The organism is Bordetella muralis (assembly GCF_054781015.1).
The window spans coordinates 724,833-741,071 of the sequence record NZ_BAAGVF010000008.1 but is presented as its reverse complement, the minus strand read 5'-3'; the positions used below and the strand labels follow the sequence as shown (position 1 = coordinate 741,071).

Here is a 16,239-nt window from a genome sequence, read left to right as displayed (position 1 = left end):
TGGTATTACCTTGCTAGGAGTCCAGCATGTCCAAGCGCCGTACCCTGAAGATACTATCGAGTTTTGTGTTGACCGGCACCTTGGGTGCAACAGCTGGGCTGCCGGTCAGCAGTGTGGCGGCCGCTGCCGATTGGCCGCAACGGCCAGTCCGGCTGATTGTTCCGTTTGCACCGGGCGGCAGTAACGATGTGATTGCCCGCAAGCTGGCCGACAGTATGAGCAAAAATACCGGCCAGTCGTTCATTGTCGAGAACAAGGGCGGCGCGGGCGGCGTGGTGGGATCGGGTTACGTGGCGACGTCTGCGCCCGACGGCTATACATTCCTGTTTGTTTCCGGCTCCCTGGCAACCTCGGCGGCAGTTCAAAAGACACCGTACGATCCCAAGACTGCATTTGATGCCGTCTCCATGGTGGCGAGCGCGCCGTTCGTGGTGCTGACGCGGAAGGACTTTCCGGCACAGGACATGAAAGGGCTGCTGGCCTACGCCAAGGAACACCCTGGCCAGATCAATTTTGGCAGCGCGGGCCTGGGGGATAGCTCCCAGATGGCGACAGAGTTGCTCGCCAATAAAGCAGGCGTAAAAATGCAGACCGTGGGCTACAAGGGTATCTCGCCTGCACAACTAGACCTGGTCGCCGGCCGGCTGGACATGATCATTACCACTATGGCGTCGATCAACGGGACGCCTACGGATCAGCTTCCCAAGCTGGCTTTCACCGGAGCAGAGCGCGAACCTGACTATCCCAATATTCCGACCGTAAAAGAGGCAACGGGACTGGATTACGTGGTGAATGTGTGGTGGGGGGTCTTTGCTCCGAAAGGGGTCGATGGCGCGATCCGTGATCGGCTGAACGCGGAAATCAAAGAAGCCATCTCGACCGAGGAATTTGCCAAATTTCTTCATACTGCAGGCGCTCGTCCGCAAGCCTCGACACCTGAGGAACTGCAAAAATTGCTTGAATCCGATGTGGATCAGTGGACGGAAACGGCGCAAGCCGCAGGCATACGTCCGCAGTAAATCTGCCTTTTGCATATTCCGACTTTATTGGAGCGGTGATGACTACAGTATCAAGGGGCGGGGAGAAGCCAGGGATGCAGAGCGTCAAGCAAGCTATCACACAGTACCTGGCGACTAGTACTGCGCACATGCATGGAACTCCCTCCCGCACCGACCCGGCAATAGTCGCGTCGGAAGTAGAGCGCTTGAACTCCTCGGTCCGAGCGAGTGTGGGCGAGGGTATCAGTCCTTATGGTCAACCGGCAGACTTCCAGGTAGCTCAGCTGCGGGCGAGCGATTCCAGCAATGCGCTACAGCCCAGAGCGGATCGTCATGGATCCAGGTCACCTCAGGCAATCGACAGTTCGCGGCGTTTATCGGCGGGTCAGGAGTTGACCTTGGCGCAAGCGGTACAGAAAATGCAAAACGGCGAACTTAACGCCGAGACATTGACTGCGCAGAGTATCGCCCGCGCCATTGAGAGCCAGCCATCGCTTAACGCTTTCATCGAAATCTGGGCCGATGGCGCGATGGCTCAAGCCCGTGCCGCCGACGTAGAGCGTGCGCAGGGGAAAACCCGCGGCCTGTTGCACGGAATCCCGCTGGCACACAAAGACTGTTTTGAAATTGAAGGGCATGCTGCGACCATAGGCTCCCGAGCACGCCCCGCCGTCACGGCCTCGCGTGACGCCCATGTCATCCAGTGCTTAAAGGCGGCGGGGGCTGTCACAATAGGCGCATTGAATTTGAACGAGATGGTTGCAGGTCCGACGGGCCAGAATCCCTCGTTCGGCGACTGCTGCAATGCCCTGGATCCAGCGCGGATCTCCGGCGGCTCGTCCAGCGGGTCAGGGTCGGCCGTCGCGTCGGGTGCGGTTTTCGCTTCTCTGGGTAGCGATACCGGAGGCTCGATAAGGTTGCCTGCATCCGTGCAAGGGTTGTTCGGATTGAAACCGACGTACGGCCGTATCTCGCGCAGCGGATGTTTTCCCCGAGCCTATTCATTGGACTGCGTCGGTCCATTGACGCGGACCGCAGAAGACTGCGCCATCGTTCTACAGGCAGTGGCTGGACATGATCAAGATGATCCATCTTCCTTGGGGGCGGCGGTGCCCGATTATCCTGCTTTGCTGGACGTTGCAGCAGAAAAGAGCCGAGTCGCCGTCTTGAATCTCCATGGCGCCGAGGCATGCGATCCAGAGATCGAATCGGTCTTCCAGGCTTTCGCCGGCCAGGTCGAACGCCTCTTTGGCAATGTGAGTGCCGTGGATTTTCCGCAACTCTCCGCCTGCTATGCCATGGGTGACGTCATCTCCAAGGTCGAGGCAGCGACATTGCACGGCCAATGGATGCGAAGCCATGCCGACGCCTATTCTCAAGCGGTGTATTCGCGTACAGAGCCAGGACTGCATGTGCCCGCTGTGCGGTATCTGGAAGCCATGATGGTTCGCGCGCGGATACTGCGGGAATTCTTGGACGGTCCGATGGCGAACGTGGATCTGATCCTGTGTCCGACTGTCCCTATTCCTGTCCCGTTGCGTGTCGACGCAGATATGGAGAAAGCGGGCAGTGTCTTCAATGTCGTGAGCGCCATCACTCGGCTAACTCGACCGTTCAGTTATTTAGGCGTGCCGGTACTGACCATGCCTGTGGGGCGAGACGCGAACGGTATGCCGGTTGGCGTCCAGGTCATCGGCAGGCCGCTGGCCGAGGCCAGGTTGTTATCGTTTGCGCATCAGATGTCTGTTGCCTGAGACAACGTCTGGGCTCAATTTACTTCATATGGCGTGAGATCAATGAACAGCAAACCGTGGGAAAAGTATCTGGTTGACAGTGACAGGGCCGTTCTGGAGCGTGGCCGCTTCGCCCGCCGCATGGGCTACGGAGAAAAGCCGGCTGTCGTCGTCATTGACGCGCAACGCTACATGGTCGGCGAAGAAGGGAACGACTCGGCATGGCCTTCCAGCTGCGGCGCTATTGGCCGTGCGGCAGTACGTCAGATTCAGCGAGTGGTCGAGCAGGCACAGAAAAGCGATGTGCCGTGCTTTTTCACTACCTTTGAGCTCGACCCTAATGGGAATGACATAGGCGTCTATGGCCGTAAGCGCGACTTGCTCGACAGTGAGCATTGGTGCTTGGCCGGTACGTTAGGCGCAGAGCTCGTTCCCGAGCTGAAACCCGGAAAAAGCGACGTCACGTTTGTCAAAAAGAAGCCCAGCGGGTTCCATGGGACGCCGCTGCTGGGCTATCTCGTCGAACGAAAAATCGACACGGTGATTGTCGTGGGCGGCGCCACCAGCAACTGCATTCGGGCAACCGTGTTCGATTCGTCTTCCTACAATTTTCGTACCATCGTTCCCCAAGAAGCCGTCTTTGATCGAATCGCGATTTCGCATGCAATCAGCCTCTTTGATATGGACAGACAATTCGCGGATGTCGTGTCCGTCGACGACCTCATCCAGTATTTACAAGGGGCTGGTTGCTCACGCTAAATGGACGTTGCGTACCGTATCAATCGGGCTGCATATGCGCAGCCCTCACCACCTTGCCCAATCTTGTACGCTCGTCTTGAGTAAATTTGGTGAACTCAGCGCGGTCCATCGTGCCGGGTACGATGCTGCTCGCGTTCAATGTATCCAAAACCTCCTTGGATTGCGATGCCTTGCGAACGGCGGCATTCACTTTATCCAGGATATCTGGCGATGTGCCTGCACGGGCATACAGGCCCTCCCAATGGCCGATGCGTATATTGGGGAACCCTAATTCCGCAGTGGATTTGATCTCGGGCGCCGAGGGCATTTTGTCCCAGGTGGTGGCCAGCGCTTTAAGTTTTCCCGCTTTGATCAGTGGCAACGTCACGATGCTGGCTTCGGACGTCATATCAGTCTGCCCGCCGACGACAGCGGTGACACCTTCCGATCCACTCTTGTATGGGATCTGCTGCACGTTGAGGCCGGTTTCCAGCTTGACCATGGCGCCGACAAAGTCAGGCGTACTGCCCATGCCTGCTGTGGAGAAGGTGATACGTTGATTCCCCGCTTTCTTCGCGCGTTCGACCAGATCCTTCAGATCGGTCGCCGGGTTGGACGGGTTTGCAACGATGACGGAGGGTACGATAGACAACAAGGCTACCGGCTCGATTTCCTCGTCTTTATATGGTTGGTCCGAGCGTATCAGACTGTTGGTGACCGTGCCGTTGGAGGCCGCCAAAAACGTATAGCCATCAGGCGGTGTACGCGCTACATAGGCTGCACCCACGATGCCGCCTGCGCCCGCGCGGTTCTCGACGATGACATTGGCGTTGAGATCGTTGGCAATCTGCTTGGCATATAGCCGGGCTACCAAATCGTTGGCGCCTCCTGGGGAGAAGGGAACAACGATGGTGATCGGCTTGCTGGGCCACGCGTCTGCGGCGTGCGCATTCATTGCGCATAGGGCTAACGCGGATAGGGCGAATGTGCCAAGAATTTTCCTGGGCATGGTGTCTCCTTGGTGTTCAGGGCGATGTTGCACCTGCCTAGGATGCCTAGAAATGCTGAACACAAGCTGATAGTGCAAATTCCGAGCCGGGTTTCCCCTGCGGAATCGTGGTGCCCCGGATCAGTCCCGAGCAGACCGCGGCGCGTGCATCCGGATGAATTCACACAATCGATGCACGGTCGGTGTTTGCGTAAAGCCCGCACGCATCACAATGCCGTAAGGTTCGGCCGTTGACTTGATCTTCAGTTTGAGCCGCCGCAATGTCTTGGATTGTTCGAAAAAATCGATGGTTTCGCCCGAGAACAGCGCAATGATCTCGTTGCTCTTATGTAGCAGCAATGCGGTCGCGAACGTAGACGATGTTTCGATGAAGCTGCGTATGGCTACATTCTGGCTGGCCGCTTCTCGCTCCAGCAGCGTACGCAGGGGCATATGGCCAGGAAACAGGATCCATGGGTATTGCGCGGCTTGTGCCAGCGTGACGGTTTGCGCATCGGCCAGTGGATGAGAGGGGGACGCCGCGACTCCCACGACCTCGTCGCACAGCCACTCAAAATGAAACGACCCCGGATGCGTCGCAACGGATGTCCGGCACAGTGCCATATCGATTGCACCGCTCTGTAATTGTTCCAGCAGGTGTGCGCTCGTATCCTCATACAGATCAATGCGCACCGTCGGATAGGCTCGACGAAAGGCGACCAGGGCATCGGCCAACACGGCAGCTAACGCACCTGCCACTGTTCCGACGGCGATACGCAGGCCGCCGCCGCGCGAGAGCGAGCCCAGTTCATCATGCATGTGCGCGAGGCTGGCATACATCAAACGCGCATGACGAATCGCACAGCGGCCCATATCGGTTGCCAGCAGCCCCTGAGGGGAACGGGCAAACAGCGTCGCGCCTATTGCATCTTCGATTTCCTTCAGCGCCTTGCTTACCCCTGGCTGAGACATGTGCAGCAACTCTGCCGCCCGATGGACAGAGCCCATGTCTTCGATGGCGATCAAGAGCTTCAGTTGTCGAAATTTCAGCCGGGAGCCGATTTCATGCAAGCTCGCTAATTCGGGTAAACACTGATGGGGTTTGTCCGGAGATTCCATTTTGTATTCTGAGTCCACCAACTCGCATAACGATAGCGCACCGCAGAGGGATAGACTCCTGCAAGTTCAAATTTGCATCAACCAGGAGACAAGAATGAAGCTGTTGCGCTATGGTCAGCCGGGCCGCGAGGCCCCCGGTGTGTTGGACGCCCAAGGGCAGATCCGTGATATTTCCAGTCTGACCCAGGACGTAGACGGCGCTTTTCTCGCCAGCGACGCTTTCCGCACGCTGCAGAAAACTGATCTGAGCCAATTGCCCTTGGTCTCCGGCCAGCCTCGTCTGGGTCCTTGCGTGGGCGCGATCGGCAAGTTTGTCTGCATTGGCCTGAATTATGCGGACCACGCCGCGGAATCCGGCATGCCCATTCCTGCTGAGCCGGTCGTATTCAACAAATGGACTTCAGCTATTGTCGGTCCGAACGACGACGTCAAGATTCCGCGCGGATCAGAAAAGACCGATTGGGAGGTTGAACTGGGCGTGGTGATCGGCAAAACTGCTTCCTATATCGAGGAAGCCGACGCCTACGACTATGTGGCGGGCTACTGCGTTGTGAACGATGTGTCCGAGCGGGCCTATCAGATCGAGCGTGGCGGCACCTGGGACAAGGGCAAGGGTTGCGACACATTCGGCCCCACCGGCCCTTGGCTCGTGACCAAGGACGAAGTGCCAGACCCCCACAATCTGAAACTTTGGCTCGAAGTCGATGGCAAACGGTACCAGGACGGCAATACCTCGACCATGATTTTCAATGTTCCTCAGATCGTCGCGTATCTCAGCCGGTTCATGACCTTGAATCCTGGCGATGTGATTTCCACCGGCACGCCTCCCGGTGTAGGCATGGGCATCAAACCGCAACCGGTGTATCTGCGCGCTGGGCAAACCATGCGTCTGGGCATTGACGGTCTGGGCGAACAACAGCAGAAAGTCGTCGCGGCCTGACGCACGCGGCAGAGACATCCCCGCGATAGACGTGGCAGGCAGGCCCGGCAGGGCAAGCCTGCTCGTATGCAGGGAACGGTCCAGCAAGAAAAACGGAGACTCAGAATGAATCAGTACGATTTGAAAGGGCGTGTAGCCGTGGTCACCGGCGGCGCACAAGGCATTGGCTATGCAGTTACCCAACGGCTGTTGGCCGGCGGCGCCAAAGTCGCGATCTGGGACATCGACGATGCAGTATTGAACCAGGCAAAGCAGACCCTGGCAGCGGACGATAATGTGCAGACCGTCAAGGTCGATATCGCGGATCTGGAAGCCGTGCAGTCGGCCGTCGAAACGACCACTACCTCGCTGGGCGCTGTCGATATCCTCGTCAACAGCGCTGGCATTGCCGGCGCCAACGCGACCGTTGTTGACTATCCCGAGGCCGAATGGCATCGGGTGATGAACATCAATTTGAACGGGACCTTTAATGTCAACAAGGCATTGCTGCCCGGCATGATTGCCCGCAATTATGGGCGCATCGTGAACGTCGCATCGATCGCGGGTAAAGAAGGCAACCCCAATGCGTCTGCCTACAGCGCGTCCAAGGCCGGTGTGATTGCACTGACAAAGAGTCTGGGCAAGGAAACCGCTGGCAAGAATATCGCCGTCAACGCGGTGACGCCCGCTGCGGCAAGAACCCGGATTTTCGAGCAGATGTCGCAGGAGCATATCGACTACATGCTGTCGAAAATCCCCCGCAATCGATTCGTCGAAGTCAACGAGATCGCATCCATGATTGCATGGCTGGTCAGCGAGGAAAACTCCTTTACTACCGGCGCCGTGTTCGATCTATCGGGTGGCCGGGCCACGTACTGATCGCGATAAATAAGAATAAAGGAGACATTTGATGAGCTACACCGCGCCTGTCGGTGGTATGCCGGCGCCCGCGTCTTTGCCTGCGACGACAGCCGAGAGCATTTATAGCAAGGTCTTTTGGCGGTTCATCCCGCTGCTGGTGATCTGCTGGGTCATTGCCTATCTGGATCGAGTCAATATCAGTTTTGCCAAGCTGCAGATGCAAAGCGAGCTGGGTCTATCCGATGCGGCCTATGGTCTGGGTGCCAGTATTTTCTTCATTGGGTATTTCTTATTTGAAGTGCCCAGCAACATGATTCTGCATCGAGTCGGCGCACGCATATGGATCATGCGCATCATGGTGACGTGGGGGTTGGCATCTGCCAGTGCCATGTTCGTGACAACGGAATTCGGGTTCTACGTGACTCGCTTTCTAGTCGGTGCATTAGAGGCGGGTTTCGTCCCGGGAGCACTGTATTTCTTTACCAAGTGGTTCCCGGCGGACCGGCGTGCACGTATCAATACGATCTTCATGTCCGGCATCGCCTTTTGCGGCATCATCGGCGGCCCGATTTCGGGCGGCATCATGAAGTTCACCGACGGCAGCCTGGGCCTGTCCGGATGGCAATGGCTGTTCCTGCTGGAGGGGCTGCCTGCGGTCGTCCTGGGTTTGATCGTGTGGAAATACCTGGATGACGAGGTACACGATGCCAAATGGTTGACCGACGCAGAGAAAACCACGTGGAAAGCTCTGATCGAGCGCGATGCCAAAGCCGCGGAAACGCATAATTTCGGCGCAGCGTTGCGTGAGCCGGCGACGTATGTGCTGTCAGTGGTGTATCTCTGCCTGGCAGGCGCGATTTATGGCCTGGTGTTCTGGATTCCCCAGTTGATCAAAACGGCTGGTACGCAAGACCCCTTCGTCATTGGCATGATTTCGTCGATCCCCTATATCGTTGCCGGGATCTCCATGATCCTGCTGGGCAAAAGCTCCGATCGCACTGGTGAGCGGCGTTGGCACCTGGCACTGACGACCTTGGCAGGAGGCATAGGGTACTTTATCAGCGGGCTATATAGCGATAACACGGTAGCGTTGCTGATCGGATTGACCATCGCCGCAACGGGCATTATTTCGGCCATCGGTCTTTTCTGGGTGTTCCCGCAACGTTTCCTGGGTGGGATGGCTGCCGCAGGCGGTATTGCCTTGATCAACTCGATTGGCCAATTAGGTGGCGTGATCACGCCGTACATGGTTGGCAAAATCAAAGACGTGACAGGCCAGACGACCTGGGGGTTGTACGCGATTGCTACGGCATGTGTGGTGGCCACCGTCATCATCGCCTGGGGACTGCCGAAGCGTTTCTATCAGCGTTCGGTTACGCATCAATAGGCAGATTTGCTCACGCCTTGGACTGACCCACGAGGCTGCATGAGACCGGCTTTCGTTGGAACGCCGCATCACGCATGATAAGAAAAATCTCTCAATACCCGGACCATTTGTGATTACTTCGTCCGGGTGAGCGCGTGCTAATTTTCCCTTGCAGTTCAACGACTAATTCTTAATGCAAGGGAATCACATTCATGAGCGCTGTTCACAGCAAGCGGCATTTCTTGTCATCGACCAAGCGCCGCCAGATTCTTCTGGCGGCGTCCGTATCCGTATTATGTGCTGGCTTGTTCGGGCAGGGGCAGGTTCACGCTGCAAGTGATTTCCCGGCCGATAAGCCGATCAACCTGGTGGTGCCTTTTCCTGCGGGCGGTGGCACGGACTTTATTGGCCGTTTGCTCGCATCCGAGCTTGGGAAAATCCTGCAGACCACGGTGGTGGTGGAAAACAAGGGCGGCGCCAATAGCAACATCGGCACCGCCTATGTGGCGCAGGCCAAGCCCGATGGCTACACATTATTGCTGTCGGGTGTAGGGATAGCCACCAATCAGTCCTTGTATAGCAAACTGCCATATAGGCTGGACCAACTCGATCAGGTCGCGATCCTGGCCTACGGGGCGGACGTGCTCGTGACCGCGCCTGACTTTCCGGCGAAAACGTTTGCCGAGTTTCTGGAAATGGTGCGGAAGGAACCAGGCAAGTATTCCTATGCTTCGTCAGGGAACGGCACCTCGGGTCACCTGGGTATGGAGATGCTCAAGATGCGTGCCAACCTGGATATGATGCATGTGCCCTACAACGGTGGCTCTGCGGCGATCAACGATGTGTTGGCGGGGCGAGTGGATACTTTGTTCTTGAACCAGGACACCGTGCTGCCACACGTGCGAGCTGGCAAGCTGCGCGCGTTGGCTATCGGCAGCACCGAGCGCAATCCTGTTTACCCGGACACGCCCACATTGGCCGAAAGCGGGCTGCCAGAATTCTCGTCAGAGTATTGGTTCGGCCTGAGTGCGCCGGCGGGTTTGCCAGATGACGTTTTTCAGAAACTATTCGAGGCGACGCGTACGGCGATGCAGTCCCCTGAAATCAAAGAAAAGCTCGGCGCTGTCGGTTTGGTGATTCCGACGTTAACGGACCGGGATCAGTACACCAAGCTGGTCAATAGCGAGGTTGAGAAATGGGGCGAAGTCGTTCGCGCTTCGGGCGCGAGGATTGATTGAACGGTACTGCTTGCTGCAGGAATCACACATTGCTCCACGGTAAATTGACACGGCGGAGCAATGTGGTCGGCCGTTTTAATTCGAATCGTGGTCTGGCGTCAGGAAATTCAATCGCGTTAGCGTGTCCCGCGTGATATCGACCACAGAATCGATGTGTGCCCCATGCGAGGCCGTCAGGTACGAAATATAAAAACGCGCTGGCGGAATCGGCGGGTCGCAGGGCAAGGCTTGCAACATGCCCATGGCCAACATGTCGTGCAATAGTGGCACCGGCAGGATGCCAATGGCGTGGCCCGCACCGATCAGACGAGAGATGAGGGCCAGCGAATTCGTCGTGCTGAGCCCCGCCATATCCACACCACCGGAGGACAGCCATCCCTCTACCACGGTATACAACGTAGAGGGCGGCGAATGCGTCGCGATATGGTGACCGCGCACATGTTCCGGGCGGAAAGGTTCGGCATTGATACGCAGAGAGGGTGACGCCACCCAATAAAAAGGCATCCAGCCTATGAAAATGTCGCTGACGTCGTCTCCTGTCGCGGGATTTGTGAGCAGCGCCATGTCCAGCTCGCCGGCGTTGAGCTTGCTGTTCAGCACTGAGCCAACATCCACGGTCATTTCCAGCGCCAGCGAAGGATAGTGTTCTTTGAGTTGTGCGATGACGGCGGTCAGGCCGACATTTGCGGAACACTCATCGGCCCCCAAGCGCAATTTTCCACCGAGCGTGCGGTCCTTTCCGAAATGCTCCAACTGCCGGCTGCTGTGCAGCGTGGTTTCGGCATGGCGCAGGGCGGACTGTCCCACATCGGTCAACGTGATGCGTTGGCGTGACCGATCGAACAACTGCACGTCCAGGGTGTTTTCCAGTTCTCGGATGCGCGCGGAGACGGCCGGCTGAGTGACGTGCAGGTGCCGCGCGGCAGCATGAATGCTCCCGAGTTTGGCTGCCCAGTAGAACGCCTCGATCTGGCTAAGGGTTATCCGCATGATAAGAATTTGTTGTCAAAATAGGCCGAAATTTTGATTATTTGGTGCTGATAGCCACGTGCTACCTTTTTATTCGTCGGGTTTTCGCCCTTTTTCATTGTAGTGAAACAAGTCGATGTATCAGATCAATCCGTTGCCCGAACAGGTGGCGCCCGAGGATTTGGCGCTATTGCTGCAGGCCGAGCCGGCCACGATTGGGCACTTTCAGGCTAGTGGTATTTTGCGCGCGGATATCCGCGCGCATCAGCAGGACACGCGTGTAGCAGGGACAGCCGTGACGGTGCGTATGCCCGGTGTCGACGGCGGCATTTTGCACTACGCAATGGGGTGCGTGCGTCCTGGGGATGTGTTGGTGATTGATCGTTGCGGTGAGTCCGTGACGGCGGCACTCGGAGGTGCCATGGCGTTTGCGGCACGTCAGGCTGGTGTGGCGGCGATCATCGTCGACGGATTGGTCACGGATCTGGGAGAGCTACGTCAACACGGGGTGCCCGTGTGGTCAAAAGGCCCTTCGGCCGTGACGACCCGTGTGCTGGGGATAGAGGGCGCATTCTGCGACACGATCAGCTGCGGAGGTGTCACTACGCAGCCGGGCGACGCGGTACTGGCAGATGAAAACGGCGTCCTGATCCTGCGTCCGCATGCCTTGCGCGCTGCTGCCCAGCGCGCCATTGCGTTTCAGTTGCAAGAGCAGGCCACTCTGACTCGTCTGCGTAGTGGCGAGAAATTTCCCGATATCGTGGGCTCGCGCGCCGTGCTGGATCAAGCCATTGCCGCAGCCACTGCCGCACAACATTAACGAGATCAGTCATGAGTATTGACTTGAATGTAGCCAAACTGGCGCAGCGTATTGAACGTCGCGAGATCAGCGTCGAATCGGTGGTGCGAGCCTATCTGTCGCGCATCGATGCATTAGACGGCTGGTTGCACGCGTATGTCGATGTCTATGCCGACGAGGCACTGGATGCTGCTCGCGCGGCAGACTTGCAGTTGCGCGCGGGCGTCTATCTGGGGCCTCTGCACGGTGTGCCGATCGCGCTCAAGGACATCATCGACATTGCTGGCCAGCCTACTACGATAGGCTCGCCGATTCATGCACAGAATGTCGCGCAAAAGTCCGCGCGATTGGTCGAGCAACTGCGCCGAGCGGGCGCCATTGTGTTGGGAAAAACACATATGGTGCAGTTCGCGATGGGCGCTTGGGGGCCCAACGAGCACATGGGCACGCCGCGTAATCCTTGGGATGACGAGGTGCATCGTATTCCCGGCGGCTCGAGCAGTGGCTCGGCCGTGGCGGTCGCAGGCTGTCTGGCACCTGTGGCGATCGGCACGGATACTGGCGGCTCGGTGCGCGTGCCGGCCAGCTATTGCGGCATTACGGGATTCAAACCCACCGTGGGTCGTGTTGCGACCGATGGTGTCGTGACCTTGAGTCATACCCTGGATAGCGTGGGCGTGTTTGCACATAGCGCAGCCGATGCGCGTGTTGTGTTTGACTGTTTGGCTTCGGTACGGCCTGGGGAATGGGTTGAGCCCCTGGCCGCGTTACGGGTAGGTGTGGAGGGTTTGACATTGGGTCGCTTGCCCGACGCTTTTCTGGCGGACGTTCAGCCTAGCGTCCGTCAGGCCTACGAAGACGCGCTAGGCGTGTTTCAGTCATTAGGGGCAAAAATTGTCGTCGTGACGCCGCCCGCCAACCTCGATCAATTCAAGGCTGTCACAGGCGACATCATGATGACGGAGGGTGTTTTCTCGTTTGAACGCGAGATCACGGGCCTCGATTTACCGGTAGACAGTTCGGTCCGCCCGCGCTTGCTCGCTGGGCTGGAGGTGCCTGCTGTACGTTATCTCGCGGCATTGCGCGAACGTGATCGGCTCCAGGCCGACATGTTGCAGCGACTGCATGGTATTGCGGGGTTACTCACGCCCACCACGCTGACCACTGCCGTACCCCTGACGTCTGTCGATCACGGCCAGGCGCCTGTACAGTACACGCGCATCGGCAACTTGCTGCAGCTGTGCGGCGTCTCCGTGCCCAATGGCCGTGACGAGGCCGGCTTGCCCACCGGTTTGCAGATATTGTGTCCCGGCGGTGATGACCGATTGGCATTGTTCCTGGCCGAGACTTATCAACATCACACCGATTGGCATTTAGCAAGAGCAGAGCCGCAGCCTCCGGAGACGGCTCGCTGATCTGGCGTACGCAACCAACAAGGGGAAAACATGAAACGGATATTCATGGCGGCGCTGATGGCGGCCGTGGCGACTGCTGCTGTCTCGGCGGACCTGCCCGCGACGCATTTCAGGGTCATCGGCGGTGGCAGCCACAACTACACGTATTCAGCGGTCGAAAAGCCATTCTGGGAAAAGACCTTGCCCGAGGCTTCGCAGGGGCAGGTCACCGCGGAGCTGGCGGGCCTCTCCGAGAGTGGGCTGAAGGGGCCCGAGATCATTCGTCTGATGCGTGCGAACGCGTTGGACATCGGCATGGGTGTGTTCGCCTTTGTGAGCGGTGACGATGCCATGTTCGAGGGCGTCGACCTGCCGGGCATGGCGCCTGATATCGCCACGGCGCGCAAGATGGTACAAGCCTATCGTCCCGTGCTCGAGCAGCGTATGCGAGAGCGTCATGGCGTGCATCTGTTAGCGACGGTGCCCTATACCGCGCAGGTATTTTTCTGCCGTGAGCCTGTGAAGAGCCTCGCAGATCTCAAGGGACGCAAAGTGCGCACCCGAGGCAGCAACATGGCCGAACTTGTCAGTGCATTGGGGGCGGCGCCTGTGATGATCGCGTTTGCCGAGGTGATTCCCGCGCTGCAGACTGGCGTCGTGGATTGTGCCGTCACGGGCATCGGTTCCGGTAACGCGGCCAAGTGGTATGACGTTGCCAAGTATCTCTACAACCTGCCTATCGATTGGTCCATCGGTTTCTACGCCATCGGCGAAAAACGCTGGCAGCAGTTGGATCCGGCAGTACGGCAGCTGTTACAGGATCAAGCCTCGATACTCGAAAATCGGTTGTGGGAGCAGACTGCACTGGAAAACGATTACGCGATGGCGTGCAACACCGGCCAGGGCGAATGCCGCATACATTCACCCGCCGATATGCAGTCGAGCAGTCCCGTAGGGCCGGAGCGTGAGGCACTGCGCGCAGTCGCCTCTCAGGTGGCGGGTCAATGGGGCAAACGCTGCGGGCCAGATTGTGCAAAGGCCTGGAGCGACTCAGTAGGACACGCTTTGGGCGTCACGTTGCCTTGATGTCCGTCAAACAGGGAAATTCCATGTCATCTTCATCTCATGCTTCGGTGCGCTTGCTAGAGTGCATCGCCCGCGGTGGTGCCTGGATCAGCGGGCTGGGTCTGTTGGGCGCTTCGTGGTTGATTGTGGTCGATTTGATTGCGCGCAAACTATTGGGCGTATCGCTGGGCGGTGCTGACGAGATCGCCGGCTATGTGCTGGCTGTGGCGAGCGCCTGGGCCTTTCCGATTACGCTGCTGCGGCGCTCTCATATACGGGTCGACGTGCTCTATACCCATCTGTCATCCAAGGCACGTGTGGCGATCGACTTTTTCGCGTTGGCTTGCTTGAGCGTATTCGTCGGCGTGTTGACGTTTCACGCGTGGACGGTGCTGTCCGACTCGATCAGCTTTCACTCCGTTTCCAATACGCCATTGCGAATCCCTCAGTGGATTCCGCAATCTTTATGGTTCGCCGGCTATGCCTTTTTCTCGCTGACGGTAGTCGTTTTGGGAGCTTGCGCGTTGGCACGTGCCTTGGCTGGGCGTTGGCAAGACGTCAATGGACTGATTGGTATTCATTCGCTGGACGAGGAAATCGAAGCCGAAATGAAATCATCCGATCTGCACGTTATTCCCGCGGCCACCACCGCGGTCAGCGACGAACGCGCTATCCCCTTACAACCCCAACGCTAAGAACCTGCCATGTTGACTGTGACGATTTCGATGTTGTTAGGCCTGCTGGCGCTGAGCGTGACCGCCGCGGCTACGGTCGCCTTGTTGGGCCTGACATTGGCCGAGGCCTACTCTCCGCTGTCGCTCGCCAATGCCATGGGCGAACTGGCGTGGGGAACCAGTGCCGAGTTTCTGCTAGTCGCCATTCCCCTCTACGTACTGATGGGAGAGCTTTTGGTCAGCTCCGGCGTCGCCGGACGCATGTATGGCGCTGTCACGAAATGGGTCTCGTGGCTGCCCGGGGGATTAATGAACGCCAATATTGGCGCATCCGCGTTGTTTTCAGCGACCAGTGGATCCAGTGTTGCGACGGCGGCGACCATTTCGACATTAGCCCTGCCGGAGCAGCGTAAGGCTGGCTACAACGCGCCGCTTTTCCTTGGATCTATCGCGGCCGGCGGGACGTTGGGAATTCTGATACCGCCATCAATCAATATGATTGTGTACGCGCTGATCGCCAATGTCTCGGTACCGAAACTCTATCTGGCCGCCACGGTGCCCGGCGTTGTGCTGGTGATCCTGTTCATTGCGCTGATCGTCGGCCTATGCCTGTGGCGTCCCAGCTTGGCCGGCAGACGGCCATCAGTCAGCTGGGCAGAGCGGATTGCCGTATTGCCTCATTTGTTGCCGCCGCTGGCGATCTTTGCGTTGGTGATCGGCGTCATCTACGGCGGTGTCGCGACCGCCAGTGAATCCGCTGCACTGGGCGTGGTCGCCGCGACATTGTTGTGCTGGGCCAAAGGCGCCATGAGCTGGGAAATGCTGAGCCGCGCGTTTGAGGCCACATTGCGCACCACCGGCATGATCATCTTGATTACGTTGGCTGCCTTTTTTCTGAATTTTGTTCTGTCCTCTATCGGTCTCACCACGCTCCTGGTGGATCAGGTGACCGGGCTGGATCTGCCACCGCTGGGCATGATGTTGGCGATCATCGCGTTCTATATCTTGCTGGGTTGCTTCATGGATACCCTGGCGATGTTGGTGACGACTGCGCCGCTGACCGTTCCCATTGTGGTTGCGCTGGGCTATGACCCTGTCTGGTTCGGCGTCGTGTTGATTGTGTTGTGCGAAATGGGCCAGTTGACTCCTCCTTTTGGCATGAATCTGTTCGTGGTTCATAGTGTGCGAGGTGAGGGGAAGTTCATGGACGTGGTAGTGGGAGTGCTACCTTTTCTGCTGATGTTGCTGATGATGATTGCGCTGCTGCTGGCTGTTCCCGAGCTCGCGATGTGGTTGCCATCGGTGGTATCCGGCAAATAAGGACCGGGCTGGTCGATAGACCGGCCTTTTCTTTAAAGGACGCGTTCCTAAATCTCTA

The 16,239-nt window shown here is 57.9% G+C and carries 15 protein-coding genes; 12 read left to right on the top strand and 3 right to left on the bottom strand.

Annotation, left to right across the window (positions count from 1 at the left end):
• Positions 1–26: 26 nt before the first annotated feature.
• The 3 genes from ACYVIT_RS21145 to ACYVIT_RS21135 all read left to right on the top strand — a co-directional run bounded on the left by ACYVIT_RS21145 (position 27) and on the right by ACYVIT_RS21135 (position 3,490).
• A complete protein-coding gene (locus tag ACYVIT_RS21145) occupies positions 27–1,019 on the top strand; it encodes a Bug family tripartite tricarboxylate transporter substrate binding protein (RefSeq protein WP_415804448.1) in 993 nt (330 codons plus the stop codon).
• Positions 1,020–1,204: 185 nt separating this feature from the next.
• On the top strand, positions 1,205–2,752 hold the full coding sequence (locus ACYVIT_RS21140; protein ID WP_415804447.1) for an amidase: 1,548 nt from the start codon (positions 1,205–1,207) through the stop codon (positions 2,750–2,752).
• Positions 2,753–2,794: 42 nt separating this feature from the next.
• Positions 2,795–3,490: an isochorismatase family protein gene (locus tag ACYVIT_RS21135; RefSeq protein ID WP_415804446.1), complete on the top strand. Its 696-nt coding sequence runs from the start codon at positions 2,795–2,797 to the stop codon at positions 3,488–3,490.
• 19 nt (positions 3,491–3,509) lie between these two features.
• Here the strand turns inward: ACYVIT_RS21135 and ACYVIT_RS21130 are convergent, their stop codons facing one another.
• A complete protein-coding gene (locus tag ACYVIT_RS21130; protein WP_415804825.1) occupies positions 3,510–4,424 on the bottom strand; it encodes a tripartite tricarboxylate transporter substrate binding protein in 915 nt (304 codons plus the stop codon).
• A gap of 174 nt (positions 4,425–4,598) precedes the next feature.
• On the bottom strand, positions 4,599–5,576 hold the full coding sequence (locus ACYVIT_RS21125; protein ID WP_415804445.1) for a LysR substrate-binding domain-containing protein: 978 nt from the start codon (positions 5,574–5,576) through the stop codon (positions 4,599–4,601).
• Positions 5,577–5,670: 94 nt separating this feature from the next.
• On the opposite strand from ACYVIT_RS21125, the gene ACYVIT_RS21120 reads away from it, so the two are divergent.
• The 4 genes from ACYVIT_RS21120 (at position 5,671) to ACYVIT_RS21105 (ending at position 9,960) form a co-directional block, all read left to right on the top strand.
• Entirely contained in the window at positions 5,671–6,516 is an 846-nt protein-coding gene (locus ACYVIT_RS21120; protein ID WP_415804444.1) for a fumarylacetoacetate hydrolase family protein, read from the top strand.
• Positions 6,517–6,621: 105 nt separating this feature from the next.
• Positions 6,622–7,374 carry an SDR family NAD(P)-dependent oxidoreductase gene (locus ACYVIT_RS21115; RefSeq protein ID WP_415804443.1) on the top strand — a complete coding sequence of 251 codons (753 nt, stop codon included), beginning with the start codon at positions 6,622–6,624 and terminating at the stop codon, positions 7,372–7,374.
• 31 nt (positions 7,375–7,405) lie between these two features.
• Positions 7,406–8,743, top strand: coding sequence for an MFS transporter (locus tag ACYVIT_RS21110; RefSeq protein WP_415804442.1), 1,338 nt, complete (start codon positions 7,406–7,408; stop codon positions 8,741–8,743).
• Positions 8,744–8,934: 191 nt separating this feature from the next.
• Positions 8,935–9,960, top strand: a complete 1,026-nt coding sequence (locus ACYVIT_RS21105) for a Bug family tripartite tricarboxylate transporter substrate binding protein (RefSeq protein ID WP_415804441.1) — start codon at positions 8,935–8,937, stop codon at positions 9,958–9,960.
• 75 nt (positions 9,961–10,035) lie between these two features.
• Here the strand turns inward: ACYVIT_RS21105 and ACYVIT_RS21100 are convergent, their stop codons facing one another.
• Positions 10,036–10,950, bottom strand: a complete 915-nt coding sequence (locus ACYVIT_RS21100; protein ID WP_415804440.1) for a LysR family transcriptional regulator — start codon at positions 10,948–10,950, stop codon at positions 10,036–10,038.
• A gap of 115 nt (positions 10,951–11,065) precedes the next feature.
• On the opposite strand from ACYVIT_RS21100, the gene ACYVIT_RS21095 reads away from it, so the two are divergent.
• Genes ACYVIT_RS21095 through ACYVIT_RS21075 form a run of 5 tightly spaced genes read left to right on the top strand, consistent with a single transcriptional unit; the run spans position 11,066 to position 16,181 of the window.
• Complete coding sequence (locus ACYVIT_RS21095; RefSeq protein ID WP_415804439.1) at positions 11,066–11,749, top strand: RraA family protein; 684 nt, start codon at positions 11,066–11,068, stop codon at positions 11,747–11,749.
• Positions 11,750–11,760: 11 nt separating this feature from the next.
• Positions 11,761–13,143 carry an amidase gene (locus ACYVIT_RS21090; protein WP_415804438.1) on the top strand — a complete coding sequence of 461 codons (1,383 nt, stop codon included), beginning with the start codon at positions 11,761–11,763 and terminating at the stop codon, positions 13,141–13,143.
• 30 nt (positions 13,144–13,173) lie between these two features.
• Complete coding sequence (locus ACYVIT_RS21085; RefSeq protein ID WP_415804437.1) at positions 13,174–14,208, top strand: TRAP transporter substrate-binding protein; 1,035 nt, start codon at positions 13,174–13,176, stop codon at positions 14,206–14,208.
• Between the two features lie 23 nt (positions 14,209–14,231).
• Positions 14,232–14,882 (top strand): TRAP transporter small permease subunit, encoded by a 651-nt coding sequence (locus tag ACYVIT_RS21080; RefSeq protein WP_415804436.1) that lies wholly within the window; start codon positions 14,232–14,234, stop codon positions 14,880–14,882.
• A gap of 9 nt (positions 14,883–14,891) precedes the next feature.
• A complete protein-coding gene (locus tag ACYVIT_RS21075; RefSeq protein ID WP_415804435.1) occupies positions 14,892–16,181 on the top strand; it encodes a TRAP transporter large permease in 1,290 nt (429 codons plus the stop codon).
• Positions 16,182–16,239: the final 58 nt, after the last annotated feature.

Excerpts from the sequence above, each read along its gene's own strand:
- ACYVIT_RS21090 (WP_415804438.1), top strand. The coding sequence starts at position 11,761 with ATGAGTATTGACTTGAATGTAGCCAAACTGGCGCAGCGTATTGAACGT.
- ACYVIT_RS21125 (WP_415804445.1), bottom strand. The coding sequence starts at position 5,576 with ATGGAATCTCCGGACAAACCCCATCAGTGTTTACCCGAATTAGCGAGC.
- ACYVIT_RS21120 (WP_415804444.1), top strand. The coding sequence starts at position 5,671 with ATGAAGCTGTTGCGCTATGGTCAGCCGGGCCGCGAGGCCCCCGGTGTG.
- ACYVIT_RS21110 (WP_415804442.1), top strand. The coding sequence starts at position 7,406 with ATGAGCTACACCGCGCCTGTCGGTGGTATGCCGGCGCCCGCGTCTTTG.
- ACYVIT_RS21075 (WP_415804435.1), top strand. The coding sequence starts at position 14,892 with ATGTTGACTGTGACGATTTCGATGTTGTTAGGCCTGCTGGCGCTGAGC.
- ACYVIT_RS21095 (WP_415804439.1), top strand. The coding sequence starts at position 11,066 with ATGTATCAGATCAATCCGTTGCCCGAACAGGTGGCGCCCGAGGATTTG.
- ACYVIT_RS21145 (WP_415804448.1), top strand. The coding sequence starts at position 27 with ATGTCCAAGCGCCGTACCCTGAAGATACTATCGAGTTTTGTGTTGACC.
- ACYVIT_RS21105 (WP_415804441.1), top strand. The coding sequence starts at position 8,935 with ATGAGCGCTGTTCACAGCAAGCGGCATTTCTTGTCATCGACCAAGCGC.
- ACYVIT_RS21130 (WP_415804825.1), bottom strand. The coding sequence starts at position 4,424 with ATGAATGCGCACGCCGCAGACGCGTGGCCCAGCAAGCCGATCACCATC.
- ACYVIT_RS21085 (WP_415804437.1), top strand. The coding sequence starts at position 13,174 with ATGAAACGGATATTCATGGCGGCGCTGATGGCGGCCGTGGCGACTGCT.
- ACYVIT_RS21100 (WP_415804440.1), bottom strand. The coding sequence starts at position 10,950 with ATGCGGATAACCCTTAGCCAGATCGAGGCGTTCTACTGGGCAGCCAAA.
- ACYVIT_RS21115 (WP_415804443.1), top strand. The coding sequence starts at position 6,622 with ATGAATCAGTACGATTTGAAAGGGCGTGTAGCCGTGGTCACCGGCGGC.
- ACYVIT_RS21080 (WP_415804436.1), top strand. The coding sequence starts at position 14,232 with ATGTCATCTTCATCTCATGCTTCGGTGCGCTTGCTAGAGTGCATCGCC.
- ACYVIT_RS21135 (WP_415804446.1), top strand. The coding sequence starts at position 2,795 with ATGAACAGCAAACCGTGGGAAAAGTATCTGGTTGACAGTGACAGGGCC.